A 26,943-nucleotide genomic window follows, 5' to 3' on the forward strand; every position below is an offset into this window, starting at 1 on the left:
CACAAAAATGCCCAATTTTCAGACATAATTTTAACAAAATCCTGTGACCATCACGGCGCTGACCACCCTATCTTGTCTTTGATCGCAAGCTGCGCGGCAGCAAGCCGCGCCACCGGAACCCGGAACGGAGAGCAGGAAACATAGTCAATTCCGACTTTTCGACAGAATGCAATCGATTCGGGGCTGCCTCCGTGCTCGCCACAGACCGAAATTGTCAGGCCCGGCTGTGCCGCGCGGCCACGCTCTGCGCCAAATTTCAGCAATTCACCGACCCCATCCGCGTCCAATGTATGGAACGGATCTTCGGGATAAACCTCTAGATTGACATAGGCCGACATAAAGCGCCCCGCGTCATCGCGCGACAGCCCATAGGTCATTTGCGTCAGATCGTTGGTCCCAAAACTGAAGAAATGGCAATGCGGCGCGATATCTTCGGCGCGCAATGCGGCGCGTGGGGTTTCCACCATGACCCCCAGATGAAAATCAAATTCAGCGTCGCTTTCCGTGCGCACAGCTGCCGCCACGGCTTCAATCCGCGATTTCACCAACTCCACTTCGCGTTTCGCGCTGACCAATGGGATCATGATTTCCGGCACAAAGGGCGCGCCATCGCGCGACACATCAATGGTTGCTTCAAATATCGCACGCGCCTGCATGTCATAGATTTCGGGTACAGTGATCCCTAGGCGCACGCCTCGCATGCCCAACATCGGGTTATATTCGCCCAAGGCCTCTACCCGCCGTTCAACCTTCGAAAGTGGCAAATCAAGCGCTTCTGCCAAATCGCGCATGCCCTCACGGTCTGTCGGCAAAAACTCGTGCAAAGGTGGATCTAGCAACCGAATGCAGACCGGTTGCCCCTCCATAATCCGAAACAGCTCGGAAAAGTCCGCGCGCTGCATTGGCAACAGCCGTTCCAATGCGGCCCGGCGATCTTCGCTGTCGTCCGCAAAGATCATTTCGCGCATCACCGTCAGCCGGTCTTCTTCAAAAAACATATGTTCGGTCCGGCACAGCCCGATGCCCTGAGCCTTGAAATTTCGCGCTGTCAGCGCATCTGCTGGTGTGTCCGCATTGGCCCGCACGCCAATATCCCGACTGTCGTCCGCCCAGCCCATCAACATCTGAAAAGCATCATCCAACGCCGCTTCCAACATCGGCGGTTGCCCGGCAAGAACTTGACCGTTTGTGCCATCAATTGTCAGCGTATCACCCGCCTGCAGACTGCGCCCGTCTGCCGTAATCAATGTCTGTTTACGAGTTTGAAAGCGAATGGAATTGGCCCCTACGACGCCCGGCAGACCCAACCCACGTGCAATCACCGCCGCATGGCTGGTGATGCCACCACGTTCGGTCAAAACCCCAGCCGCCGCATGCATGCCCCGGATATCTTCGGGACTCGTCTCGCGCCGCACCAGAATACAGGCCTCGCCGCGCGCTGCCGAGGCCTGGGCTTCGGTCGCGGAAAACACAATTTTCCCAGTGGCCGCACCCGGGCTGGCGGCAACCCCCTCGCCCAGAACATCCCGTTTGGCCTCTGGATCAACTTGCCGGTGCAACAATTCGTTCAGCGCCCGCGGCTCAATGCGCAACAGCGCTTCTTCGCGAGGAATAATCTCTTCTTGGGCCAAAGCCACCGCGATGCGCACCGCCGCTCGGGCGCTGCGCTGAATACGCACCCCATCCAAGATATGCACCACACCGTTTTCAATGGTGAATTCAACCTGCATTTCTTCTTTCAGGCGCCGGCGCATCAACTGGGCATGCGCCACAAGACTTGCAAAAGCCTCTGGCTGACTGTCCTGCAAAGACGGCCCACGGCTATCGCGTTCCAAAAACAAGGATTTCGCCCCAGCACTCAGCGCATCCCGACCCTGAGATTGCGACAAATACCGCCCTTTGATGATCGGCAAACCGGTTTTGCTATCGGCCAGCTGCAAAACACCAGAGCCACTTTCCCCGGTACCCAGCCCCAAAACCATCGCCTGGACAACCAGGCCCAAACCTGCATCTGCGGGTGCCCCCTTGGCCATGCGCAACAGCCGCGCCGAGGTGCCAGACCACGCCCGCGCCATCGACCGCAAAACCCCAGCCAACTGATCCTTGGGATCCTGCGGAAACGGTTCTTCGGCCTCGTGTTCATAGGCATCAAGGGTTTCGCGCAGCGCCGAGGGACGCGCAGCATCGATATGGTCATACATATCCGGGTCCAGCCGCGCCACGGTTTCAGAATAGCCCTGAATAAAGCGCAAATAGACTTCATCAGCCGCGGCGCTGCCAATTTCATTGACCAAATCCGCATGGCGCGCGCCGTTCATGCCGATGTTGAGCACAGCCCCCGGACCGCCCCAATCAGGGTCTTCAGAACTGGGCCGCACACACAGCAAATCAACGTTTTCAAACGGCGCAAGCAGCGCAAGCATATCGGGCATTTCACCCGCCGCAATCCGGCGCACCGTGTCAAAGGACAGCGCAACCGTGGTTGGCACTGGCAAGTCCAGACGCACCAGCCGCTGCAAACATTTTGCCCGGCCGCCATGGGTGCTGTTGGCCACGGGGGCAACTTGGGTGATCAACGTGATATCTGGATTGTCTTGCTGCACTGCGGCGTTCCTTCTGCGTGGGTGCAGCATAACCGCGAATATACATGTGGCAAGGGAAAGCTGCGCAACGTAATTTGCCGCCCCAAAAGTCAAAAGGCCCAACGTTCTGTACAACGTCGGGCCAAAAGATTGAGTATTTTTAGAAAAGTGAAGCGCGGGCGCTTAACCTTCGACTTTGGTCAGATCTGCGACACTCAGGCAAAGCGTGCGTATACGTGACAGCAGGTTCAACCGGTTGCGGCGCACCACCTCATTGTCTGAATTGACCTGCACGGCTTCAAAAAACGCATCAATTGGCGCGCGCAGCCCAGCCAACCCGGCCATGGCGGCGGCGAAATCTTCGCCCCGGATGGCTTCGGCGATGGGCGCTTCGAAATTATCGAGCGCTGCAAACAGCGCTTTTTCGGTCTCATCCTCGGCGAATTTGACATCCGCACCATAGGAATATTCGACACCGTCTTTTTCTTCGGCCTGGGTGACAATATTATTGGCACGCTTAAAGCCCTGCAGCAGGTTGGGACCATCGTCAGATGCCATAAAGCCCTGAAGCGCCGTGGCGCGATTGACCAAAAGCGCAATGTCGTCGTTGCCGTCCATGGCGATACAAGCGTCGATCACGTCATGGCGAATGCCCTTGTCGCGCAAAAAGACTTTGAGGCGGTCGTGGAAGAAGGACAGGAGGTCGAGCGACGTGTCAGGTACACTGCCAATAACTTTGCGGATCAGGATGCCTTCATGCTCGGCAGTTTTCTCGCTTTCCAAATGCTCGCGGACCGCGCGAATTGTCGCGCCGAACACACCGTGCCCTGCAATCTCCGACAGCAGATCCTTTAGCCCGGCCTCTTGTTCAACATTGTCGCTGGCCAAAACAATCATGTGCTGGAGCAAGGCTTTGTCGAGTTTGTGCTCCAGCGGCATCGTAATTCCATTCTCCAGCACCAAGCGAATAACCCCCAGCGCCGCCCGACGCAGCGCAAACGGGTCTTTTGACCCTGTTGGCTTCTCATCAATCGCCCAAAAACCTGTCAGCAGATCCAGCTTATCCGCCAGCGCCACGGCCACGGAAACCGGTGCAGTTGGCACGTCATCAGATGGGCCCAGCGGCGAGTAATGCTCGGTGGCCGCCGCAGCGACCTCGGCCGGATGTCCGGCAAATTCCGCGTAATAACGCCCCATCAGGCCCTGCAGTTCCGGGAACTCATAGACCATTTCAGAGCTGAGATCCGCCTTAGCCCAACGCGCGGCCTGTTCCGCCACATCCGCATCTGCGTCCACAATCGGCGCGATTTCACGTGCCAGCGCGGCAATGCGATTTATGCGTTCCGCCTGGCTGCCCAATTTGTTGTGAAACGTTACATTGGTCAGCTTGTCGAGCCACTCTGTGGCCCCCGCCTTGGCGGTGCGCACATCGTTTTCCCAGAAGAACTTGGCGTCTGACAGCCGGGCAAATAGCACCTTTTGGTTGCCCGCCAGAATGGTCGCGCCATTGTCGGCAGTTTCACGATTGGCGACGGTGATGAATTTCTCGATGCGACCGGTTTTTGGATTGCGCACGGAAAAGAACTTTTGATGCTCTTTCATCGAGGTCTGCAAAACCTCTGGTGGCAACCCCAGGAAATCCTCGGCAATATCGCCCATCAAAGTCACCGGCCATTCAACCAGCCCGGCAACTTCGGCCAACAGGCCCTTGTCGTCCACAACCTCTAAGCCTTGGGCAAAGGCCAGGTTTTGCGCATCTGCCCAAATGGTTTCGGCACGTTCGCCCTGGGCGAGGATCACGTGATCGCGTTTTAGCTTGGCCGCGTAATCTTCGAAACCTGTCACGGCAAAGCGGCCAGAGCCCATAAAGCGGTGGCCTTCGGTGGAGTCGCCTGCGGTGATCCCGTCAATATCCAGTGGCACAACCGTATGGCCCGCCTCGTCTGATGTAATGCATAAAATCGAATGCAACGGGCGCACCCAGCGCAAAGACCCAGCGCCCCAGCGCATGGATTTTGGCCAGGGGAAATTGCGGATGGTGTCTTCTAGAACTTCAGCCACGATCTCGGCTGCCGGGCGGCCCGGCTTTTGGATGCTGGCGAAATACACCGCCCCTTTGGGGGTGTCGCGTTCCTCAAGCTGGTCCATGGTCAGGCCTGCACCGCGCAGAAAGCCCGCCAGAGCTTTTTCCGGCGCGCCCACTTTGGGGCCTTTGCGTTCTTCTCGCACGGTTGGGCTTTCGGCCAACATGCCTTCGAGTGCAAGGGTCAGACGCCGCGGGGTCGAAAAGGCGGATGCATGCGCATAGGTCAGACCCGCGGCCACCAGACCATCGGTCACGCGTTTTTTCAAATCATCGGCCGCACGCGCTTGCATACGGGCCGGGATTTCCTCGGAAAACAGTTCAATCAGCAGATCTGGCATATCTATTGGCCTTCCGGTCTTGGCGGGCAAAAGTCTGGCGCAGGCTCGCCATCAAAGACCAGCTCGCCGCATGTGTTGATTTGGTGCCAGGCAAAACCCCGGCCGTCGGCCAAAACCGCAATCACGCGGTCGATGCCAAATTGAATATTCTCGGTGCCCATAAAGGCAAGTGCCGCGCCGCTTTCCAGCGCCGCACCAATTTCTTGTGCATTAAAGCAATCAAACCACTCCGGCCCGTTGCGCGGCTCGGCCTTTTCATAGGCCTCGTAGGTCTCGGTCAGCAACGGCTGGCTCATTTCAGTGGTGAAACACGCGCGATAGCGGATTGGGGAACTGCTGGCATCGATGGCCTCAAAGTCCTCGTACAGGATCGCCTCGGGCTGACCACTGGCCATCAAGGTCATCTGCACGTCGTCATCACCGGTCGCTGAAACCGGTTCATAAAACGCATAGATCTGAAAATAATACAGGGCCAATCCGGCTGCGATTGCTGACAAAACGATAAACCCCGCCAATAGTTTCCCGGTCACGCCGCGCTCTCCTGAGCTGCGGTGCCACCTGCTGCGGTCAACACAAAGGCATCTGCACATTGTTTGGACAAATTGCGCACACGGCCAATATAGGCCTGGCGTTCAGTGACCGAAATCACCCCGCGCGCATCCAGCAGGTTAAAGATATGGCTGGCCTTGATACATTGGTCATAGGCCGGGTGCGCCATGATAATGCGCTTGCCGGTCTTTGGATCAACATGTTCCTGCGCCAGAATGGCCTCACACTCGGCTTCCGCCTCCTCGAAGTGACGCAGCAAAACCTCGGTGTTGGCAACGTCAAAATTCCAACGGGCATATTCTTCTTCGGTCTGCTTGAACACATCACCGTAGGACAGCGGGATCAGCGCCTCTGGGTCATTATAGGGCATGTCCATCACGTGATCGACGCCCAGAATATACATCGCCAAACGTTCCAAACCATAGGTCAGCTCGCCAGACACCGGATGGCAATCATGGCCGCCGACCTGTTGGAAATAGGTGAACTGGCTGACTTCCATCCCGTCACACCAGACTTCCCAGCCCAGCCCCCAAGCGCCCAATGTTGGGCTTTCCCAGTCATCTTCGACAAAACGAATGTCGTGCAAATCCATATCCACACCAATCGCCGCAAGCGATCCAAGATACAGCTCTTGCAGGTTGGGCGGGCTTGGTTTGATCAACACCTGATATTGGTAATAATGCTGCAACCGGTTGGGGTTTTCACCATAGCGCCCGTCTGTCGGACGGCGTGACGGTTGCACATAGGCAGCGGCCCATGGTTTTGACCCCAAAGAGCGCAAAGTGGTCGCCGGGTGAAACGTGCCCGCCCCGACTTCCATGTCATAGGGTTGCATGATCGCACAGCCCTTTTCAGCCCAATACGACTGAAGCCTCAAGATGATCTCTTGAAAAGAACGCGGTTTGCTACCTGAATGTGCCATGCTCTGCCCTTTTGAAACGCGATTTGTTCCTATGCGCAACAGCAGGGCGGGTCAATTGCAGGCATTGCGAATTTAGGGATGCATGTGGCCCTGAAATTGGTAAAAGGACGGTCAAATAGGAAATTTCCGTGACCGAAGGGCCAACTTCACTATGCCACGTATGTTAATGTCATTAGTTCTTGCAGTGTTTTTTATGTCGCGCGCCGCTTTTGCGCAGCAAAGTGATATTGTCTGGGTTCAAATCGAAGCACAGCCCAGCCTGACGCAAACGCAGAACGAAATTCGCAATTATGCCAACCGCTTACAAGACGTAAACGGCTTTGACCTGGGCGGAGGTTGGTATGGCATTGCGCTTGGTCCCTACACGCGCGAAGACGCGGAAACCGTGTTGAATGTGTACCGTCGCGACAATCTGATCCCACGCGATTCCTACATCACCTTTTCCTCGTCGTTTAAGCGGCAAGTTTGGCCCATCGGTGCGAATCTGTTGAACACCGCAGCGCTGGACACCCCCAATACCGAGACCCAGACCCCTGTGGCCGTGTTGGACGCAGCGGAAGCGGCCCCCACAATCATCGAAATCGCGGACGAAACCCCACGCGAGGCGCGCGCCAGCGAAGCCCGCCTGTCACGTGACGAGAAAAAGACCCTGCAATCCTGGCTGCAATGGGCAGGCTTTTACACAGCCGCCATCGATGGTTCGTTTGGCCGAGGCACCCGCGCCTCTATGTCTGCCTGGCAGGCCGCGAACAACTTTGAAACCACCGGTGTGATGACAACCCGCCAACGCGACATGCTGAAATCGCAATATAACGCTGTGCTCGAAGGCCTAGACCTTGAGGTTGTCACAAACCCAGACGCGGGCATCGAAATGCTAATCCCAACAGCTGTGGTTGAATTCAGCGCGGCGGAGTATCCGTTTGTAACCTTCACCCCCAAAGCCGACATCGACGCTCAGGTGGTGATGATCAGCCAAGAGGGCGACCAAACCACACTCTTTGGCCTTTATGACATCATGCAAACCCTGGACATCGTTCCGATGGACGGCCCACGCGAACGCAAAGACGACAGCTTCGTGCTGGTCGGCGAGGATGCCAGCCGCATCAGCCACACCGAAGTCAGCCTCAAACAGGGCGAAATCAAAGGGTTCACCCTTGTGTGGCCTGCAGGCGACGAAGAACGCCGCCGCCGCGTCCTTAGCGAAATGCGCGCGTCCTTCACCCGCACCTTTGGCGCGATGAACCCCAATATTGGCTCTGATGCGGTGCAAGACATCGATCTCTTGTCTGGTTTGGAAGTCCGCAAACCACAAGTGTCCCGCTCTGGCTTTTATGTCGATGATGCGGGCACCGTTGTGACCACAGCCCAAGCCATTGGCAGCTGCCAGCGCATCACAATCGACGAAGACTACGAAGCAGAAATCGCTGGTATTAACGCCGATCTGGGCATAGCCGTGTTGCGCCCAACCTCGTCTTTGGCCCCGATGGGGGTCGCGCAATTCCGCGAAAGCAACCCGCGTTTGCAATCTGATGTGGCCGTTGCTGGCTATTCCTTCGAAGGCGTTCTGGGGGCCCCTTCGGTCACCTTTGGCAAGCTGGCAGAACTGCGTGGCCTGCAAGGCGAAGCAGAGCTGACACGCCTTGCCCTGGCCCCACTGCCCGGTGATGCCGGTGGTCCGGTCTTTGATGCAGGTGGCGCTGTGGTGGGTATGCTATTGCCAGCCTCAACAACCGGCGAACGCCAATTGCCCCAAGACGTCAGCTTTGCTGCCCGTGGTGATGCAATCCGTGCTGTCTTGACCGAAGCAGGCTATCAAACCGCCTTGGGCGATGCGCTTGGTCTTATGGCTCCCGAAGATTTGACAGCCCATGCAAGCGATATGACTGTGCTGGTAAGCTGCTGGTAAGCCACTAAAAACACGGCGAAACAAACGAAAAACCCGCATCCTCAGATGCGGGTTTTTGTTTTTTTAAACCGAAAACCTTGGCGATTTGCAGCTCTAGACTCCAAGCTGTGTCAGCAAGGCATCCAGATGCGCGCGCTCTTCGCCTTCTAACGGGGCTTTGCGGGCGCGAAACAACGTCGCCTGAGATTTTAACACCAAGCCGTTGGACAGGATCTTCAAGTGGTTCGCGCGCAGCGTATCGCCAGTTGAAGTGATGTCGGCCACAGCCTCAGCAGTCATATTCTTGACGGTGCCTTCCGTTGCCCCTTGGCTGTCCACCAATTGATAATCAGCGACGCCATTTTCACGCAGAAACTCTCGCACCAACCGGTGATATTTAGTGGCGATCCGCAGGCGAAACCCATGTTGTTTGCGAAAAGCCGCCGCCGCCGCGTCCAGATCTTCCAGCAGGTTTACATCGACCCAGCAGGCAGGCACGGCAATGATCAGATCGGCCCCACCAAAGCCCAATTCGGCCATGGTTTCGATTTTCTGCTCCCAAAGCCCCAACTTTTCGCGCACCAAATCGGTGCCAGTGACACCCAAATGAATGCGCCCGGCGGCCAGCTCGCGCGGTATTTCACCCGCACTCAGCAACACCAATTCAATGCCGTCCACACCTTCGACCTTACCGGCATATTCACGGTCAGACCCGGTGCGCGACAGCTTAACGCCGCGCGCTCCAAACCAGTCAAAGGTCTTTTCCATCAACCGCCCCTTAGAGGGCACACCCAACTTGATTGTCATAGCTGCGCCTCCAGGCTCATAACCACTTCAGGCCGGATCACCGCGCCAACCGCTGGAATTTCGCTGCCATTGCCCAAAACCCGGGTCAGCGCATCATAACGCCCGCCAGTGGCCACCGGCGGCAGATTGGCAAAGCCATCTGCGTAAAACCCAAACACAAACCCATCGTAATATTCTAGGTTCGTACGGCCATAGCTGGCTTCAAATTCTAATGCATCCACCGATACGCCGCATTTGTCCAAAGCCTCGATCCGATCGCGCAGCTTAAACACCGCCTCAGTGATCGCAGGCATATCCACCGCAATATCGCGCAGCCTTTCCAAGGCAAACGGCAGGGTTTCCCGCACATTCAACAAGGCGTCCAGCAAATCCACCTGCCCTGCAGAGATCGGATCAGATTTCACATCCACACGCAGCGCTTCGATGCGGTCAGACACTTCTGCTGGTGTGCGCAGACCAATGAAGGGCACGCCACTTTGCATCGGGGCCTCTTCAGCCAGCAAAGCCGCCCGGCTCGCAGGCACAGGCACCCGGCCAGAATAGCGATCCAGCAAAGCCCGAAAACGCCGTGGCCGCCACACATGGCGCAACAATGCGGCCTTGCGGCGGTCAGATGTGTCCAAGCCCCGCACCGCAGCCATCAGCAGACCAATGTCACCGGTGGCAGCCCGCAACGGCAGATGCGCCAAAGCGCCCTGCACCAACGAAAACACCTCAGCATCCGCCGCCGCCGGGTTCTCACGATCAAAAACCTCGTAGCCCACCTGCGTATATTCATTGGCGCGGCCAGTATCATCTTCTTGACGGCGAAACACCTCACCCGAATAGGTGTAACGTGCCGGTTCTGCCCCGTGGTCCATATGCATCTGCACCACAGGCACGGTGAAATCAGGCCGCAACATCTGTTCCCCCAACAGGCTGTCACTGGTCACATAGGCCCGCGCGCGAATGTCTTCACCATAAAGGTCCAGCAACACTTCGGCAGGCTGCAAAACCGAAGTCTCCGCAACCGTGGCCCCCGTGGCCTCAAAACGCGCCCGCAATTCAGCGGCCCGCGCCCGGATCAACGCTTTTTGTGGCATCAGCTTACGTCCTCGTTCTGGCCCGCCAGTATCTCGCGTACCTTGGCCACCAAATCTCCGCGCGCCACTTCAAACTGACTCGGGCGTTCTTTCCACTCTTCCAGGGTGGCACTTTCCGCGATCTTGGCCCCCAGGATCAAATCTTTAATCTGAACAACGCCCTTTTCCTTCTCGTCGCCCCCTTCGATGATCGCCACCGGAGAATTGCGCTTATCTGCATATTTCAGCTGATTGCCAAAGTTCTTGGGATTGCCCAGATACACCTCAGCCCGAATACCCGCATTGCGCAGCTCTGCCACCATGGCCTGATAATCGGCCATGCGCGCCTTATCCATCACGGTCACCACAACCGGCCCGGCCTCTACACCGCCAATGCGGCCCTTTTCGCGCAGCGCCGCCAACAGACGATCGACCCCAATCGACACCCCGGTCGCAGGCACGGCTTGCCCGGTAAAACGCTTGACCAAATCATCGTAACGCCCGCCCCCGGCAACAGAGCCAAACTGACGCTTGCGGCCCTTGTCGTCCAAGATCTCAAAGGTCAGCTCTGCTTCAAACACCGGTCCGGTGTAATAGCCAAGACCACGCACAACCGATGGATCAATCTCAATGCGATCAGCCCCATAACCACCAGCGGCCAGCAAATCTGCGATCTGCTCCAGCTCGGCAATGCCTTCCGCCCCAACAACAGAGCTGCCAACAGCCGCACGTAAATTCGCAAAGGTCTGCGCAACCTCATCTGCCTTTGATGTCAGAAACGCCAGAACCGGCTCAGCCTGAGCCTCGCTCAGACCCACCCCATCAATAAACGCCCCAGAGGCGTCAAGCCGCCCCTTGGTCAGCAATTCGCGCACGCCGGCCTCGCCAACTTTGTCAAACTTATCAATCGTGCGCAGAATATCGTCAGCAGAAGGAAATTTCTTATTTCCCTCACTGTCATAGATTTCGTTTCCTCTTGGACGAAGTTCCTCAGGGCCGAGAACCACTTCCAACACACCGTTCAAAACCTTGCGGTTGTTGACCCGCACCAGATAATCGCCACGCGCAATGCCCACAGCTTCCAGCGTATCTGACAACATCGCACAAATCTCGGCATCCGCCGCCACAGAGGCCGCGCCAACCGTATCCGCATCACATTGATAAAACTGACGATACCGACCGGGGCCAGGCTTTTCATTGCGCCAAACCGGCCCCATCGCATAACGGCGATACGGCAGCGGCAAATCATTGCGGTGCTGCGCATAGACCCGCGCCAAAGGCGCCGTCAAATCATAGCGCAAGGCCATCCAGTCACCCGGCTTGTCTTGTGATGCGCTTTCATCAGCCTCCTGCCAGGCAAACACACCAGCATTGGGGCGCTCTACATCAGGCAAAAACTTGCCCAAAGCCTCGACGGTTTCCACCGCAGCACTCTCCAAAGCGTCAAAACCATAGCGATGATAAACCCCGGCGATTTGATGCAGCATTTCTGTGCGTTCCGTCACCTCGGTGCCGAAATAATCGCGGAATCCCTTAGGCGTCACCGCCTTTGGGCGCGGGGCTTTTTTCACTTTGGCCATCGCTCATGTTTCCTTGGCTAAATTACGTGGCCCGCACTTACCGCACCCCCCCGCCGCAAGCAAGCCAAACACCCATTCACATCAAGCACGCCAACTGAGCTGCTTCATTTTTCCACAAATACTCTGGGGTGAACGGCAAAACCCTGTTTTGACGAGAGGGGCAAAGCCCCTATCCAATGCATCAAGAGGGGCAAAGCCCCTATTTTTAACCTCAGACGCGCAAACCACCCCACCCTTGACCACTTCCCCCCAAAGCACTAGGCAAATTCCATGCAAGATCTCGAAGAACAAATCGCTCACCTGAGCCGCACCGTCGAAGAAATTTCAGACGTGGTCGCGCGCCAAGACACAGAAATCGCGCAGCTCACCCGCCGCGTGACCCTGCTGCTGGAACGTGAGGCACACCGAGAAGCCTCCGCAGGTGACAGCGTCACCATCGGCAACGAACGCCCACCGCATTACTAATTCATGGCAATTTGACATATGCTTACGAATTCAGACCTCGCAGAATTGACCGCATTTCGACGCCAACTTCACCAGATGCCAGAAGTGTCAGGTGAAGAAATCGAAACCGCGAAAGCCATCGTCAATGCCCTAAAAGCCCTGTCCCCGACCCGCATCTTAACCGGCCTTGGCGGCCATGGCGTGGCGGCAGTATTTGACAGCGGCGTTACCGGGCCAACCGTTATGTTTCGGGCAGAACTCGACGCGCTGCCCATCCAAGAATTAAACGACATCGCATGGGCCTCTAAAATCGCGGGCAAAGGCCATCTTTGTGGCCATGACGGTCACATGACGATGTTGCTGGCGCTTGGGCGGCAAATCGCACGCAGCCCAGTTGCAAAAGGCCGGGTGGTCTTGATGTTCCAACCCGCCGAAGAAGACGGCAGCGGCGCAAAGGCTGTTGTAGCTGATCGCGCATATGCCGACATAAAACCCGATTGGGCCTTTGCCATTCATATCGAACCTGGGCGGCCCTTTGGCTATGTTTCAACCTGCCCCGGCCTGATAAATTGCGCCTCGCAGGGCCTAAAGATCAAATTGACCGGTAAAACAGCCCATGCCGCAGATCCCCAAGATGGGCTTTCACCAGCCCAAACGGTTGCCGAACTGATCCCAGCCCTAAACAGTCTTGGCAAGGGCGGCACGCTCGACGATGACTTCCGGCTGGTCACAATCACCCATGTGAATATCGGCGAGCCGACTTTTGGCATCGCGCCGGGCGACGCCGTTATCTTTGCCACCTTGCGCACGGCAAAAGACGCGGCGATGCGCGTCCTCTCGGATGAGGCACGCCAGATCGCCACCACCGCCGCCAACGCAGCGGGGCTTCAGGTGGCCTTCGAGGTTTGCGATGATTTCGCTGCCTCAATTAACAATCCCGACGCATTTGACATCGCGACCACCGCGATGAATGCCATAAATGTGCCCAATGGCGATGCAGGTGTGCCCATGCGGGCCTCTGAAGATTTCGGCGTTTTTGGTTGGGAGGCCAAAGCCGCCATGTTATGCCTTGGTCCTGGAACAGATTATGCAGCGTTGCACAATCCTGACTATGACTTTCCAGACGATCTGATCCCGGTCGGTGCTGCGATTTTTGAACGCATCACCCGCGATCTTTTGGGCAAAGCCTAACCGCAAAAATCGCTCATTTTGCTTAAAACGAATCGTACGTTTCAGGGCTCGAAACGTACAAATTGTACAATTTCGCAAATATGAAACCCGCGGTCTGACACTGGGCAACCGTTACGCCGCGAAACCTCATATCCTTAGACGGGTGCTAGACGCGCTTAGTAATCTTCAACCGCCATCACCCCGGGCAGCGACTTGATCGCGCCTTTGATTTGCGGGTTCACCGGGAATTGGGTCCCCACATCCATCTCAACTTCTCCCGGCAACTCAGGATCCATCAAGCTGAACATCACCGGGCCACGTGGGCCTTTTTTCACTGCCTGACGCGCGCCTTCCAAAACATTGGCCACATTGGAAACGGCCTCGGCATTCTCAAGATAGATCCGCAGCCCCGAGATGCCCGCATCAGCCACCACCGTATCAATGGGCCCGATGGATTTCGCCAAAAGCTTCAGCTGGTCTGCCTCCATCGTGGCCTCAACACCCACCACGACTTTAGAACCCGTCTCTAAATATTCACGGCTCTTTTCCAAGGTTTCCGAAAAGATCGTGATCTCATAAGCCCCTGTCGGGTCAGACAATTGTGCAAAGGCAAAACGATTTCCGCGCGCCGATTTGCGTTCCTGTCGCCCTGAAACCCGCCCGGCAATTTTAGCCACGCAGGGGCCAGACCGGGCTTTTTCGGTCAGCTCATCCAGCGTCAAAACTTTCTTGCGCTTCAGGGCAACCATATAGTCTTCCAGCGGGTGCCCGGACAAAAAGAACCCAATCGCGCGGGCCTCTTCATCCAGTCTTTCCGCAGGCAACCAATCGGCCACTTTGCTCAGGCGAGGCTCTGGCAGATCATCACCAGCCTCACCAAACAACGACACCTGATCCGAAGCCTTTTGCTCATAAATCGCCGCTGAATAATGTACCAGACCTTCCAGACTTTCAAAGACCTTCCGGCGGTTCTTATCCAACTGGTCAAACGCCCCAGACCGCGCCAACATCTCAAGCGGCCGCTTGCCAACCCGTTTCAAATTCACCCGTCGGGCAAAATCAAACAACGTCGCAAACGGCTTATCCACCCCATCCACCTTGCGTCCTTCGGTCACCAAAGTCATCGCTTCGGTGCCAACATTTTTCAACGCGCCCAGCGCATAGACCAGCTTGCCGTCGTGCACCGAGAACGTCGCCATCGAGCGGTTCACACAGGGCGGCACATAGGGCAGTTTAAGCTTCTTTTTTACTTCTTCAAAGTAAACCGCCAACTTGTCGGTCAGATGAATATCGCAATTCATCACCCCCCCCATGAACTCCACCGGATGGTTGGCCTTTAGCCATCCGGTCTGATAGCTCACAACCGCATAGGCAGCCGCATGGGATTTGTTGAACCCGTAATTGGCGAATTTCTCCAGCAGATCAAAAACTTCGCTAGCTTTCTTGGCTGGTACGCCATTTTCGCCAGCACCTTTTTCAAACTTTGGACGCTCTGCATCCATCGCCTCTTTGATCTTTTTACCCATGGCGCGCCGCAACAGGTCCGCGCCGCCCAGCGAATAACCCGCCATGACCTGCGCGATTTGCATAACCTGTTCTTGGTAAACAATAATGCCCTGGGTTTCGGCCAAGATGTGGTCGATTAACGGATGCACAGACTCAATTTCTTTAAGGCCGTTTTTGACCTCGCAATAGGTCGGAATATTTTCCATCGGGCCAGGCCGATACAACGCGACCAGCGCAACGATGTCTTCGATACAGGTTGGCTTCATGCGCTTCAGCGCATCCATCATCCCCGAAGATTCCACCTGAAACACTGCCACGGTTTTTGCCGCCGCATAGAGTTTATAGGTCGCCTCATCATCCAGTGGAATGGCATTGATTTCATTCACCGCCCCTTCAGGCGGTTCATAAAGCTGCGTGCCATCCTGAGCCGTGTGAATATCGCGCCCCTCGCCCCTGATCAGATCCACTGCGTTCTGAATGACCGTCAGGGTTTTCAGGCCCAAAAAGTCAAACTTCACCAACCCTGCCTGTTCCACCCATTTCATGTTGAACTGGGTGGCCGGCATGTCAGAGCGTGGATCTTGATAAAGCGGCACCAAGGCGTCCAACGGCCGGTCCCCAATCACAACCCCGGCGGCGTGGGTCGATGCGTTGCGCAACAATCCCTCAACTTGCTGACCATAATTCAGCAACCGTTCCACCACCGGCTCTGCCCTGGATTCGTCGCGCAGTCGTGGCTCGTCTTTCAGCGCCTTTTCAATCGATACGGGTTTCACACCCTCGACCGGGATCATCTTGGACAGGCGATCAACCTGCCCATAAGGCATTTGCAATACCCGGCCAATATCCCGCACCGCAGCCTTGGACAACAAGGCCCCAAAAGTGATGATCTGCCCCACTTTGTCACGGCCATATTTCTGCTGCACATAGCGGATCACCTCTTCGCGGCGATCCATGCAAAAATCGATGTCAAAATCCGGCATCGACACCCGTTCCGGGTTCAAAAACCGCTCAAACAGCAAGGAATAGCGCAACGGATCAAGGTCGGTGATCGTCAACGCATAGGCCACCAACGACCCCGCACCAGAGCCGCGCCCCGGCCCCACCGGAATGCCTTGCTCCTTGCTCCAATGAATAAAGTCGGCAACGATCAAGAAATAGCCCGGAAAGCCCATGCCCTCGATGATATCCAGCTCAAAATCAAGCCGCGCCTGATACTCTTCAAGCGTCACCGCATGCGGGATAACAGCCAGACGTTTTTGCAGGCCCTCGTTGGCCTGCCTGCGTAATTCAGTGACTTCATCATCGGCAAATTTCGGCAAGATGGGATCCCGCCGATAAGTGGCAAACGCACAGCGCTTTGCGATTTCCACGGTATTCTCAATAGCTTCCGGCAGGTCGGCAAACAGGGCAATCATTTCCTGAGGGGATTTGAAATAATGCTGCGCTGTCAGGCGCCTGCGGCCGTCTGATTGATCAACATAGGCCCCTTCCGAGATGCAAATCAGCGCATCATGCGCCTCATACATTTCGGTTTTGGGGAAATAGACGTCATTTGTGGCCACCAGCGGAATATCCATCGCATAGGCCATTTCCACAAAGCCACGCTCTGACAAACGCTCTGCCTCGGGCTGCCCATCCTCGCCGGGGTGACGCTGCAACTCTACATATAGACGATCGCCATAGATCTCTTTGAACCGCGCCATCATGGCCTCGGCCGCCGGTCGCTGTCCCTGACGCAACATCCGCCCCATTGGGCCGTCCGGTCCACCGGTCAAACAAATCAAGCCACCCGAGAATTTTTGCAATTCCTCCAAGGTGACCTGCGGCAGCTGCCCGCCCTTGTCGACATAAAGACAAGAGTTCAACTTCATCAGATTTTCATAGCCCTCTTCGCGCTGGCTTAACAACACGATCGGCGCTGGCGGCGGGGCCTGCGTGCGCCCGCTGGGGTCGTCATGCGGCATATGCACGTCCACCTGACAGCCAACGATTGGCTGAATCCCCGCGTCCGCTGCTGTCACTGAAAACTCTAGCGCAGCAAACATATTATTGGTGTCAGTGATGGCCACAGCGGGCATGTCCATATCAGTACAGATGCCAGGCAGTTTTTTGGTGCGAATAGCCCCCTCCAAAAGAGAGTATTCGGTGTGAACGCGCAGGTGAATGAATCGGGGATCAGTGCTCATGGCGACAAGCTACCCCAAGCGACGGACCGATGGAATGCGGCTTGGCACCTGATTTGCCATTCACTCAGTATCGCGCCACAAATGCCCGCAGCGGCCATCGCCGATACTAGGCAGGGTGGCCGCGGTCATTTGCCTGATTTTTCAGCACATATTCGCAACAAGACTTTCAAAAAAAACCTTACAACAAACGGCATTACCATGCATTCTCAGACGATTAGGCTCTTTGCCACACACCTCGACAACACGCATAGCTTGTAGCAATTTTGATGCTAACCCCAAGTTTTCCTTGCCAGAACGTCGTGCCCCTCCCTATCGTAACAAGGTACATACGCGGGGGCCGTGTCCTTTCTACGTCGCATCGAAGGGGCACCTGACGGCACATTTCAGTAAGGCGACGGGTTTCAATATGGAAATCACGTTTCTTCTAAACGGAGAGACCATCACACTTGGTGAGGTTAACCCCACCATGACGTTGCTGGAATGGCTGCGCGAATATCGACGTATGACCGGCACCAAAGAGGGTTGCAACGAAGGCGATTGCGGGGCCTGTTCGGTCACGGTTCAGGACACCACTGGCGTTAAAGCGCTCAATGCATGCATCCTGTTTTTGCCGCAGCTCAATGGCAAAGCCGTGCGCACAGTCGAAGGGTTTTCTGCAACCGACGGCACGCTGCACCCGGTTCAGGATGCCATGGTGCGTCATCATGGCAGCCAGTGCGGATTTTGCACACCGGGTTTCATTTCTTCTATGGTGGCCGCCCACAGCAACAACGCGCAGGACTTTGATGATCAACTGGCAGGCAACCTTTGTCGATGCACGGGATATGCCCCAATCATTCGCGCCGCCCAGGACGCCGCCACCCAACCGGTGCCAGACTGGTTAACTGATACGCTTCCAGATCCGACACCGCCGGAATCCCAGCGCATGCAACCTGAAAGCAGCGATGCCTTGGCGCGGATATATCAGCAGATCCCAGAAGCCACGCTTGTGGCTGGGGCCACGGACGTCGGTTTGTGGGTCACCAAACAATTGCGCACGCTCAATCCAGTGATCTTTCTTGGCCAATGTCAGGATCTTAAAACCATCGAGATCACCGAGGCAGAAATTCGATTGGGGGCCATGGTCACCCTGCAACAAATGCGCGAAGCCATTGCGCCCTATCATCCGTCTTACAGCGAAATGTTGCGCCGGTTTGCCAGCACCCAAATCCGCAACGCCGCCACATTGGGGGGCAATATCGCCAACGGATCCCCCATCGGCGACAGCGCGCCTGTGCTCATCGCGCTGGACGCCAAGCTGCACTTGCGCAAAGCGGATCAGCGCCGCACTCTGGCGATCGAGGATTTCTTTGTCTCATATGGCAAGCAAGATCGTGCACCGGGTGAATTTGTCGAAGCCATTTCGATCCCCCGTCAGGAAGATCGCCTAAAGACCTATAAACTGTCCAAACGCTTTGATCAGGATATTTCCGCGGTGCTTGGTGCCTTTAACATCACGGTAGACAAAGGGCGCGTCACCCATGCCCGCATTGCATTTGGCGGCATGGCAGCCACCCCAAAACGCGCGCAACACGTTGAAACCAGCTTGCTTGGCGGGGCCTGGAGCGAGGAATCCATCGCCGCGGCCTGGGACGTCTGGCAGCATGACTTTTCCCCCATGGATGACATGCGGGCCTCGGCCACCTACCGCATGGATATGGCCCGCAATATGCTCACCCGCTATTTTCTGGAAACACTGGGGGCAGAAACCTCTGTGTTACAGGTGCAAGCATGAGCATATCCACCCCGCTTCCCCACGACAGCGCCACCCTGCATGTCACCGGCAAAGCCCGCTATACCGATGACATCCCAACTCCGCGCGGCACGCTGCATCTGGCCTTTGGCTTGTCTACTATCGCGCGCGGCAAAATCGATGTGATGGCGTTGCAAGAGGTGCGCGCAGTGCCCGGCGTGGTTTTGGTGCTGACCGCCCACGACCTGCCAACGGACACCGATGTCAGCCCATCGGTGCACGACGAACCCCTCTTGGCACAGGGCGAAGTGCATTACCTGGGGCAACCCTTGTTTCTGGTGATCGCCGAAAGCCACACAATTGCCCGCCAAGCCGCGCGCAAAGCCCAGGTGACCTATTCGGAAATGACGCCTTTGCTGACCATCGACGACGCCATGGCCGCCGGAAGCCACTTTGAAGAAGGCCCCCGGATTTGGCAGCGCGGCACGCCTGATGCAGCCCTAAAAGACGCGCCAAACCGTCTGGAGGGCAGTCTGGAAATGGGTGGCCAAGAGCATTTCTATCTTGAAGGCCAGGCAGCCCTGGCCCAACCGCAAGACAATGGCGACATGCTGGTGCAAAGCTCGACCCAGCATCCCAGCGAAATTCAACATAAGGTGGCCCATGCTTTGGATCTGCCGATGCATGCGGTGCGGGTGGAAACCCGGCGCATGGGCGGTGGCTTTGGCGGCAAGGAAAGTCAGGGCAATGCTTTAGCGGTGTCTTGTGCGTTGGCAGCCTCGATGACCGGTCGCTGTTGCAAAATGCGCTATGATCGTGATGACGACATGATGATCACCGGCAAACGGCACGACTTCCGCATTTCTTATGACGTTGGATATGACAACGACGGGCGGGTAGTGGGCCTGAAGTTTTTGCAACTGGCGCGCTGTGGCTGGGCCCAGGATCTGTCTCTGCCGGTCGCAGACCGCGCCATGCTGCATTCTGATAATGCATATCAGCTAGATCACATTCGGATTGAAAGCCACCGGTTGAAAACCAACACCCAATCAGCCACCGCCTATCGCGGATTTGGCGGCCCGCAAGGCATGTTGGGCATTGAACGGGTGATGGATCATATTGCCCATGCGCTTGGCAAAGACCCGCTAGAGGTGCGCCGGGTGAATTTCTACGATGATGGCGCAGAGGGGGGGCTGTCTGCCCCCCCCGGCGAAGCAAAGCTTCCCCACCCCCCCGAGGGTATTTTGGTCAAGAACAACACCACCCCCTATGGCCAAGAGGTGACGGATTTTGTGCTGCATGATTTGGTGCAGCAGCTTTGTGACAGCGCCGATTATGCGGCACGGCGCGCAGCTGTGGCCGCATGGAATGCGGATAACCCCATTTTAAAACGCGGTTTGGCATTAACGCCGGTGAAATTCGGGATTTCCTTTACCCTGACACATTTAAACCAGGCTGGCGCTTTGGTGCATGTTTATCAGGATGGCTCTGTGCAGATGAACCATGGCGGTACCGAAATGGGTCAGGGGTTGAACCAAAAGGTGGCCCAGGTGGCCGCCGCCCGCTTTGGCCTGCCCATAGGCGCGGTGCGCATCACCGCCACAGATACCAGCAAGGTGCCCAATACCTCGGCCACCGCGGCAAGTTCTGGCAGCGATTTAAATGGCATGGCCGTAAAAGCCGCCTGTGATCTGATCCGGGCGCGCATGGCAGATTTCATCGCAGCGCATCATCAATGTCGCGCTGACCAGGTTGAGTTTTCTGGCGGATTGGTTTTGGCCGGCGATGTGGTGATGACCTTTGCCCAGGCCGCCAAGCTTTGTTACGAAAACCGCATCAGCCTGTCGGCCACCGGCTTTTATAAAACTCCGGAACTCGAGTGGGACCGGTTGAAAGGCCAAGGGCGGCCGTTTTATTATTTCGCCTATGGCGCGGCCCTAACCGAGGTTGTGCTGGATCGGTTGACCGGTGAAAACCGTATTTTACGCGCCGATATTCTGCATGATGCCGGGACATCGTTAAACCCGGCGCTGGATATCGGTCAGGTCGAAGGTGGCTATGTTCAGGGTGCGGGCTGGCTGACCACCGAAGAATTGGTTTGGGACAGCAAGGGGGCCCTGCGTACCCATGCCCCCAGCACCTATAAAATCCCGGCCTGCTCGGATCGTCCCGATGTGTTTAACGTCGCGCTTTATGAAAACCCCAATGCCGAAGACACGATCTATCGTTCAAAGGCCGTAGGCGAGCCGCCCTTTATGCTGGGCATATCCGCCTTTTTGGCCCTGTCAGATGCGGTTGCCCAATGTGGCACGCCCTATCCGGATCTTGACGCGCCAGCCACCCCAGAGCGCCTGTTTGCAGCCGTGCAGAAAGTCAGCGATGTTTGATCTCGCGCAGCTTGAAAGCCTCTTGCGCAAACACCCGGTGATCGCGCGGGTTGCAACCATTGAATTGCGCGGATCAGGCCCGCGTGAAGTGGGATCACATATGTTGGTTTGGCCCGGTGGGCAAGCTGGCAGCATTGGTGGTGGCGCGCTTGAATATGAAGCCACCAGAACCGCGCTAAACGCCTTGCAACAACCGGTGCCCTCAATCCACGTCAGGCCCAGAGCCACGATCAGTGCCGTGACCAGCCTGCACCCGTTGGGGCCTGCGTTGGGCCAATGTTGTGGCGGTGCCGTGCGATTGGTCACCGAGGTGTTCACCGCTGAAACCGTCAAAACTCTGATATCTGAAACCCAAAATCTGGGCTATTACCTGCGCCCTGTTCAAGACATCAATGCCGGATCTGCGCAGGCAACTCCAATCGCCATGCCAGAGGTGCCCCTGGCCCTGAAGCGGGCACTGGCGCAGTCCCGCGCCCAGGGCAGCAAGATCAAAACGCAGTATCAGGACGGCTGGCTGCTGGAACCTATGCTGTCGCCGCGCACAGACTTGTGGATCTGGGGGGCGGGTCACGTGGGCCGCGCCCTGGTGAACACCCTCGCACCATTGCCCGATATTGATCTGACTTGGATAGATACAGACCGTGCGCGTTTCCCACCCGATCCACTGCCAAATGTCACGGTTCTGCCCGCCGCCGAGCCCGCCCAACTGGTGGCGCATGCCCCGCCAAAGGCCAGCCACCTGATGGTGACCTTTTCTCATGCGCTGGATCTGGAGTTATGCCATCAACTGCTGCGCCATTCCTTTGACTTTGCCGGCTTGATCGGCTCACAAACCAAATGGGTGCGGTTTCAAAAACGCTTGCAAATTCTGGGCCACAGCCCTGCCCAAATATTGCGCATCACCTGCCCAATTGGCGATCCAAGCCTTGGAAAACACCCGCAGGCAATTGCCATTGGCGTGGCAACTAAAGTATTGCAGAGTAAACAAGAATTCACCTTGCACAAGGATCAGACCGCATGACAGTCCCCCTGCTCTCGATTGATGGTCTCACCAAAGCCTATCCCGGTGTCATTGCCAATGATGCGGTGTCCTTTGACATTGCCGAAGGCGAAGTACACGCCTTGCTCGGCGAAAACGGCGCGGGGAAATCCACCCTGGTGAAAATGATCTACGGGCTGGTCAAGCCCGACAGCGGCTCCATGACCTGGCAGGGCAGTGATTTTGCCCCCGCTGAACCCCGCGCGGCTAGGGCCAGTGGCGTTGCCATGGTGTTTCAGCATTTCTCTTTGTTTGACGCGCTAAATGTCGCAGAAAACGTGGCACTCGGCATGGAAAATCCCCCTGCGATGCGCGATCTGGCGGCCCGTATCAAACAGGTTTCTGAAAACTACGGCCTGCCGCTTGACCCGTTTCGCACCGTCGGCGACCTGTCTGCAGGCGAGCGCCAGCGTGTCGAGATTATCCGTTGTTTGCTGCAGGACCCAAAACTGCTGATCATGGATGAACCCACCAGCGTGCTCACGCCGCAGGAAGTGGACATTCTGTTTCAAACCCTGCGGAAACTGAAATCCGAAGGCACCTCTATTCTCTATATCAGCCACAAACTCGAAGAAATACGCACGTTATGTGACCACGCAACAATTTTGCGTTTGGGCAAGAATGTCGGCGAATGCATTCCCGCCGAAACCTCGGCCCGTGCGATGGCCGAATTGATGGTAGGTGACACCCTGCAGACCCCCACACGAACCGCGAAATCGGGCGGGGCGGTGGTTTTGAAAGTGAGTGATCTGACGGCCCGGTCCGCCAACCCCTTTGGCACTGCGCTCAAGAACATCAGCTTTTCTGTGCGGTCTGGTGAAATTCTGGGTCTGGGCGGCGTGGCAGGCAATGGCCAAGACGAACTCTTGGCGGCGCTGTCTGGAGAATTATCCACCGCACCCGACTGTATTGTGATCAACGGCGCTTCTGTGGGCCACCTAGGGCCCAACAAACGGCGGGGCATTGGCACGCTTGCGGCCCCCGAAGAACGGCTTGGCCACGCCGCCGCGCCCAACATGAGCTTGGTAGAAAACGCGCTGCTGACCGGGGCCATTCGTCAGGGATTGACGCAAAACGGCTTTGTGAACTGGAAAAGCACGGAAAGCTTTGCCGAAACCATCATCAAATCCTTTGATGTGCGCACGCCCGGCGCAGATCGCGCGGCACGGTCCTTGTCTGGTGGCAACCTGCAAAAATTTGTGATTGGTCGCGAGGTCTTGCAAGACCCGGATGTGCTGATTGTCAACCAGCCCACATGGGGCGTGGATGCCGCCGCCGCCGCCGACATTCGTCAATCGCTGTTGGATCTGGCCGCCAAAGGGGCCGCCGTTGTGGTGATCAGCCAGGACCTTGATGAATTGATGGAAATCTCTGACAGATTTGGCGCGTTGAACGAAGGCCGCCTTTCCGAGATCCGCCCGGCAGCCGGTTTGACCATCGATGAAATTGGTCTGATGATGGGCGGGGCACATGACTTGGCACCGCCTGCCTCAGATCAGAAACCCTTAGAAGAGGCGCGCTCATGATCCAGCTTGAAAAACGCCCCCAACCCAGCCGGCTTTGGGCGCTGCTCACGCCGGTCGTGGCGGTTGTCATCACCATGATTATGGGCGGATTGCTGTTTGGTGCGCTTGGCAAAAACCCGGTCGAAGCCATTCGCACGATTTTCTACGATCCGTTGTTTGGCGAGTTTTCCTTTTATTACCGCCCGCAACTCCTGGTCAAAGGTGGCCCGCTGATCCTGATCGCCATTGGGTTGTCACTGGGGTTTCGCGCGGGCATCTGGAACATCGGTGCCGAGGGCCAATATATCCTTGGCGCAATCTGTGGCGCTGCCGCAGGCCTTGCGTTTTACCCGCTCGAAAGCGTGTTTATCTTTCCCATCATGGTGATTGCGGGCGCATTGGGCGGTATGTTTTGGGCGATGATCCCGGCGCTGCTCAAGGTCAAGTTCGGCACCAATGAAATTCTGGTCTCTTTGATGTTGGTCTATGTGGCCGAACAGCTTTTGGCCTCTATGTCACTAGGATTATTGAAAAACCCCGAAGGATTTGGTTTTCCCGGATCGCGTAATTTCCAGGATTACCCCGCAGGGCACAACACTGAAATCATCGCCGGATCAGGCATGCATTGGGGCGTTGCCGCCGCCTTTATCGCGGTCATTCTGGCCTATGTCCTGCTGAACAAACACATCCTTGGTTTTAACATCCGCCTTACCGGCGAAGCCCCCCGCGCTGCCCGCTTTGGCGGCGTCAATCCAACCCGTTTGATCCTGTTTTGCCTTGGCACCTCCGGGGCCTTGGCGGGTCTTGCGGGCCTGTTTGAGGTCTCGGGCCCATCCGGCCAGATCAGCATCGACTTTAACGTCGGCTATGGGTTCACGGCCATCATTGTCGCCTTTCTGGGGCGCCTGCACCCAGTAGGCATACTGCTGGCGGGGCTCTTAATGGCGCTAACCTATATTGGCGGTGAAATCGCCCAGGCCAATCTGGCGCTGCCCGCCGCCGCCATCCAGGTTTTTCAGGGCATGTTGCTGTTTTTCCTTCTGGCGCTTGATCTGCTCACAAACTTCCGCCTTCGCTTTGCCACAAAAGGGGCCGCATAATGGATCTTTCAGCCATCAGCCCAACCCTGTTGATCGCCTCTCTTATGGTCGCGGCCACGCCGCTTTTGTTGGCCGCCATCGGCGAATTGGTGGTCGAGAAAGCCGGGGTTCTGAACCTTGGCGTCGAAGGCATGATGATCACCGGTGCGATCTGCGGCTTTGCCATTTCGGTAGAAAGCGGCTCGCCCTATCTTGGCCTCGTGGCTGCGATGGTTGGCGGCGCGATCCTCTCCCTGCTTTTTGCCTTCCTGACGCAATTTGCCCTTGCCAATCAGGTCGCCTCGGGCCTTGCGCTCACGCTGTTTGGTCTGGGCTTGTCTTCTTTGATGGGCCAAAGCTATGTTGGCATCAAACCTCCAGTGATGGCCTCTCTGCATATCCCGGTTCTTTCTGATCTTCCGGTGTTGGGACCCATTCTGTTTTCCCACGATCCGGTGCTTTATATTGGTCTGCTGTTGACCGCCGTGGTCTATTTTGTGCTGAAATACACCCGCACCGGCCTGATTTTACGCGCGGTGGGTGAAAACCACGAGGCCGCCCATGCGCTTGGCTATCACGTTGTGCGCGTGCGCATTCTGGCGATCCTGTTTGGCGGGGCCTGTGCCGGGCTTGGCGGAGCCTACATCAGCCTGATCCGGGTGCCACAATGGACCGAAGGCATGACCGCAGGCATTGGCTGGATTGCCCTCGCGCTGGTGGTCTTTGCCAGCTGGAAACCCTGGCGCGTCTTATTGGGCGCTTATCTTTTTGGCGGCATCAACGTGTTGCAACTCAACTTGCAAGCCGCAGGCGTGGCCATTCCCGTCGAATACCTAGCCATGTCCCCCTATCTGATCACCATTCTGGTGCTTGTCATTCTCTCGGCTGACAAAGGCGGTGCCCCCGCCTCACTCGGCCGTTCTTTCCACGCCTCGCACTAGCTGCTCTGCACGAGGCCAATCACAACCAAACAAGGGAGTATCCCGCTATGAAACTCACGAGACTACTGGCCACTGCGGCCGTCACCATGGGTCTGGCCACTGCGGCCATGGCCGAAAAAACCAAGGTTGGTTTTATCTATGTTGGCTCTATCAATGATGGCGGCTGGAACGAACACCATCATCATTCCGCCAAAGAGATGGTTGCCCATTTTGGTGATGACGTCGAACTTGTTTTTCAAGAAAATGTTGCAGAAGGCCCAGATGCAGAGCGTGCCATGACACAAATGGCGCTTGGCGGTGCTGACCTGATCTTCTCAACCAGCTTTGGTTTTATGGACCCCACGATCAACGTTGCCAAAAAATTCCCAAAGGTGAAATTTGAACATGCAACGGGCTACAAACGCGCAGAAAACGTTTCAAGCTATTCAGCACGCTTTTACGAAGGCCGCGCAATCCAAGGCACCATCGCTGGCCGCATGACCAAAAGCAACATTATCGGCTATATTGGGTCCTTTCCAATTCCTGAAGTTATTCGCGGCATCAACTCTGCTTACTTGCATGCCCAAAAAGTAAATCCTGATGTCCAATTCAAAGTGATTTGGATTTCAGCATGGTTGGACCCAGCCAAAGAAGCTGACGCAGCCAAAGTGCTCATTGAACAGGGTGCAGATGTCGTACTTCAACACACGGATTCAACCGCGCCGTTGGCAGCAATGAAAGCGGCAGGCAATGTCATCGGTTTTGGTCAGGCCGCAGATATGGCAGAATATGCCCCTCATCCTCGTGTTTCATCAATCATCGATAACTGGGCACCTTACTACATAGCCCGGACACAAGCCGTCATGGATGGCTCATGGAGCAGCATCGACACCTGGGATGGCATTTCCGCTGGCATGGTTGGTATTGGCGAAATCTCTAATGCTGTGCCCGAAGAGGTCAAAGCAGAAGCACTTGCTATGATAGATGCGATTTCAGAAGGCACTTATCATCCGTTCACAGGCCCGATTAACAAACAAGATGGCTCAATGTGGCTCTCAGAAGGCGAAATTGCTGATGATGGTGCCCTAGCCGGCCTTAATTTTTACGTTGAAGGCATCGAAGGGTCTGTTCCTAACTAAACCCGCCTAAAACCATTTCAACA

Annotated in this window: 18 protein-coding genes; 10 read left to right on the forward strand and 8 right to left on the reverse strand. The window is 56.4% G+C overall.

What is annotated here, in order from left to right:
* Positions 1 to 50: 50 nt before the first annotated feature.
* The 4 genes from ppdK to ABXG94_RS09355 form a co-directional block, all read right to left on the reverse strand.
* Entirely contained in the window at positions 51 to 2,633 is a 2,583-nt protein-coding gene (gene ppdK / locus ABXG94_RS09340; RefSeq protein ID WP_353533723.1) for a pyruvate, phosphate dikinase, read from the reverse strand.
* A gap of 132 nt (positions 2,634 to 2,765) precedes the next feature.
* Positions 2,766 to 5,006: a glycine--tRNA ligase subunit beta gene (glyS, locus tag ABXG94_RS09345; protein WP_353533725.1), complete on the reverse strand. Its 2,241-nt coding sequence runs from the start codon at positions 5,004 to 5,006 to the stop codon at positions 2,766 to 2,768.
* Between the two features lie 2 nt (positions 5,007 to 5,008).
* Entirely contained in the window at positions 5,009 to 5,536 is a 528-nt protein-coding gene (locus tag ABXG94_RS09350) for a DUF6446 family protein (protein WP_353533726.1), read from the reverse strand.
* Positions 5,533 to 6,477: a glycine--tRNA ligase subunit alpha gene (locus ABXG94_RS09355; protein ID WP_353533728.1), complete on the reverse strand. Its 945-nt coding sequence runs from the start codon at positions 6,475 to 6,477 to the stop codon at positions 5,533 to 5,535. Before ABXG94_RS09355 ends, ABXG94_RS09350 begins: the two co-directional genes overlap by 4 nt.
* A gap of 151 nt (positions 6,478 to 6,628) precedes the next feature.
* On the opposite strand from ABXG94_RS09355, the gene ABXG94_RS09360 reads away from it, so the two are divergent.
* Positions 6,629 to 8,383: a serine protease gene (locus ABXG94_RS09360; protein ID WP_353533729.1), complete on the forward strand. Its 1,755-nt coding sequence runs from the start codon at positions 6,629 to 6,631 to the stop codon at positions 8,381 to 8,383.
* A 93-nt stretch (positions 8,384 to 8,476) separates the two neighbouring features.
* On the opposite strand, the gene hisG is transcribed toward ABXG94_RS09360, so the two are convergent.
* From hisG to hisS, 3 genes are read right to left on the reverse strand one after another with little or no spacing between them, the layout of a single operon-like run.
* Positions 8,477 to 9,169, reverse strand: a complete 693-nt coding sequence (gene hisG / locus ABXG94_RS09365; RefSeq protein ID WP_353533730.1) for an ATP phosphoribosyltransferase — start codon at positions 9,167 to 9,169, stop codon at positions 8,477 to 8,479.
* Positions 9,166 to 10,251: an ATP phosphoribosyltransferase regulatory subunit gene (locus ABXG94_RS09370; RefSeq protein ID WP_353533731.1), complete on the reverse strand. Its 1,086-nt coding sequence runs from the start codon at positions 10,249 to 10,251 to the stop codon at positions 9,166 to 9,168. Before ABXG94_RS09370 ends, hisG begins: the two co-directional genes overlap by 4 nt.
* Positions 10,251 to 11,810, reverse strand: coding sequence for a histidine--tRNA ligase (hisS, locus tag ABXG94_RS09375; protein WP_353533732.1), 1,560 nt, complete (start codon positions 11,808 to 11,810; stop codon positions 10,251 to 10,253). The genes ABXG94_RS09370 and hisS overlap by 1 nt, the downstream gene beginning before the upstream one ends.
* A 270-nt stretch (positions 11,811 to 12,080) precedes the next feature.
* Here hisS and ABXG94_RS09380 point away from each other — a divergent pair, with 270 nt between their 5' ends.
* Positions 12,081 to 12,275 carry a SlyX family protein gene (locus ABXG94_RS09380; RefSeq protein WP_353533734.1) on the forward strand — a complete coding sequence of 65 codons (195 nt, stop codon included), beginning with the start codon at positions 12,081 to 12,083 and terminating at the stop codon, positions 12,273 to 12,275.
* 18 nt (positions 12,276 to 12,293) lie between these two features.
* Positions 12,294 to 13,445, forward strand: coding sequence for an amidohydrolase (locus ABXG94_RS09385; protein WP_353533735.1), 1,152 nt, complete (start codon positions 12,294 to 12,296; stop codon positions 13,443 to 13,445).
* Between the two features lie 155 nt (positions 13,446 to 13,600).
* Here ABXG94_RS09385 and dnaE read toward each other — a convergent pair whose 3' ends face one another.
* The gene (gene dnaE / locus ABXG94_RS09390; RefSeq protein ID WP_353533736.1) at positions 13,601 to 17,119 is read right to left on the reverse strand and encodes a DNA polymerase III subunit alpha; all 3,519 of its coding nucleotides are present in this window, start codon (positions 17,117 to 17,119) and stop codon (positions 13,601 to 13,603) included.
* Positions 17,120 to 17,525: 406 nt separating this feature from the next.
* Here dnaE and xdhA point away from each other — a divergent pair, with 406 nt between their 5' ends.
* From xdhA to ABXG94_RS09425, 7 genes are read left to right on the forward strand one after another with little or no spacing between them, the layout of a single operon-like run.
* Entirely contained in the window at positions 17,526 to 18,893 is a 1,368-nt protein-coding gene (gene xdhA, locus ABXG94_RS09395) for a xanthine dehydrogenase small subunit (protein WP_353533738.1), read from the forward strand.
* Positions 18,890 to 21,238, forward strand: a complete 2,349-nt coding sequence (gene xdhB / locus ABXG94_RS09400) for a xanthine dehydrogenase molybdopterin binding subunit (RefSeq protein ID WP_353533740.1) — start codon at positions 18,890 to 18,892, stop codon at positions 21,236 to 21,238. The genes xdhA and xdhB overlap by 4 nt, the downstream gene beginning before the upstream one ends.
* Positions 21,231 to 22,259 (forward strand): xanthine dehydrogenase accessory protein XdhC, encoded by a 1,029-nt coding sequence (gene xdhC, locus ABXG94_RS09405; protein WP_353533741.1) that lies wholly within the window; start codon positions 21,231 to 21,233, stop codon positions 22,257 to 22,259. The genes xdhB and xdhC overlap by 8 nt, the downstream gene beginning before the upstream one ends.
* The gene (locus ABXG94_RS09410) at positions 22,256 to 23,803 is read left to right on the forward strand and encodes an ABC transporter ATP-binding protein (RefSeq protein WP_353533742.1); all 1,548 of its coding nucleotides are present in this window, start codon (positions 22,256 to 22,258) and stop codon (positions 23,801 to 23,803) included. The genes xdhC and ABXG94_RS09410 overlap by 4 nt, the downstream gene beginning before the upstream one ends.
* On the forward strand, positions 23,800 to 24,882 hold the full coding sequence (locus ABXG94_RS09415) for an ABC transporter permease (RefSeq protein ID WP_353533743.1): 1,083 nt from the start codon (positions 23,800 to 23,802) through the stop codon (positions 24,880 to 24,882). The genes ABXG94_RS09410 and ABXG94_RS09415 overlap by 4 nt, the downstream gene beginning before the upstream one ends.
* Positions 24,882 to 25,802, forward strand: a complete 921-nt coding sequence (locus ABXG94_RS09420) for an ABC transporter permease (protein ID WP_353533744.1) — start codon at positions 24,882 to 24,884, stop codon at positions 25,800 to 25,802. Before ABXG94_RS09415 ends, ABXG94_RS09420 begins: the two co-directional genes overlap by 1 nt.
* A gap of 47 nt (positions 25,803 to 25,849) precedes the next feature.
* A complete protein-coding gene (locus tag ABXG94_RS09425; protein ID WP_353533746.1) occupies positions 25,850 to 26,920 on the forward strand; it encodes a BMP family ABC transporter substrate-binding protein in 1,071 nt (356 codons plus the stop codon).
* Positions 26,921 to 26,943: the final 23 nt, after the last annotated feature.

It is taken from the genome of Cognatishimia sp. WU-CL00825, from assembly GCF_040364665.1.
Lineage (GTDB): Bacteria > Pseudomonadota > Alphaproteobacteria > Rhodobacterales > Rhodobacteraceae > Cognatishimia.

Excerpts from the sequence above, each read along its gene's own strand:
- ppdK (WP_353533723.1), bottom strand. The coding sequence starts at position 2,633 with ATGCTGCACCCACGCAGAAGGAACGCCGCAGTGCAGCAAGACAATCCA.
- glyS (WP_353533725.1), bottom strand. The coding sequence starts at position 5,006 with ATGCCAGATCTGCTGATTGAACTGTTTTCCGAGGAAATCCCGGCCCGT.
- ABXG94_RS09355 (WP_353533728.1), bottom strand. The coding sequence starts at position 6,477 with ATGGCACATTCAGGTAGCAAACCGCGTTCTTTTCAAGAGATCATCTTG.
- ABXG94_RS09360 (WP_353533729.1), top strand. The coding sequence starts at position 6,629 with ATGCCACGTATGTTAATGTCATTAGTTCTTGCAGTGTTTTTTATGTCG.
- hisG (WP_353533730.1), bottom strand. The coding sequence starts at position 9,169 with ATGACAATCAAGTTGGGTGTGCCCTCTAAGGGGCGGTTGATGGAAAAG.
- ABXG94_RS09370 (WP_353533731.1), bottom strand. The coding sequence starts at position 10,251 with ATGCCACAAAAAGCGTTGATCCGGGCGCGGGCCGCTGAATTGCGGGCG.
- hisS (WP_353533732.1), bottom strand. The coding sequence starts at position 11,810 with ATGGCCAAAGTGAAAAAAGCCCCGCGCCCAAAGGCGGTGACGCCTAAG.
- ABXG94_RS09380 (WP_353533734.1), top strand. The coding sequence starts at position 12,081 with ATGCAAGATCTCGAAGAACAAATCGCTCACCTGAGCCGCACCGTCGAA.
- ABXG94_RS09385 (WP_353533735.1), top strand. The coding sequence starts at position 12,294 with ATGCTTACGAATTCAGACCTCGCAGAATTGACCGCATTTCGACGCCAA.
- dnaE (WP_353533736.1), bottom strand. The coding sequence starts at position 17,119 with ATGAGCACTGATCCCCGATTCATTCACCTGCGCGTTCACACCGAATAC.
- xdhA (WP_353533738.1), top strand. The coding sequence starts at position 17,526 with ATGGAAATCACGTTTCTTCTAAACGGAGAGACCATCACACTTGGTGAG.
- xdhB (WP_353533740.1), top strand. The coding sequence starts at position 18,890 with ATGAGCATATCCACCCCGCTTCCCCACGACAGCGCCACCCTGCATGTC.
- xdhC (WP_353533741.1), top strand. The coding sequence starts at position 21,231 with ATGTTTGATCTCGCGCAGCTTGAAAGCCTCTTGCGCAAACACCCGGTG.
- ABXG94_RS09410 (WP_353533742.1), top strand. The coding sequence starts at position 22,256 with ATGACAGTCCCCCTGCTCTCGATTGATGGTCTCACCAAAGCCTATCCC.
- ABXG94_RS09415 (WP_353533743.1), top strand. The coding sequence starts at position 23,800 with ATGATCCAGCTTGAAAAACGCCCCCAACCCAGCCGGCTTTGGGCGCTG.
- ABXG94_RS09420 (WP_353533744.1), top strand. The coding sequence starts at position 24,882 with ATGGATCTTTCAGCCATCAGCCCAACCCTGTTGATCGCCTCTCTTATG.
- ABXG94_RS09425 (WP_353533746.1), top strand. The coding sequence starts at position 25,850 with ATGAAACTCACGAGACTACTGGCCACTGCGGCCGTCACCATGGGTCTG.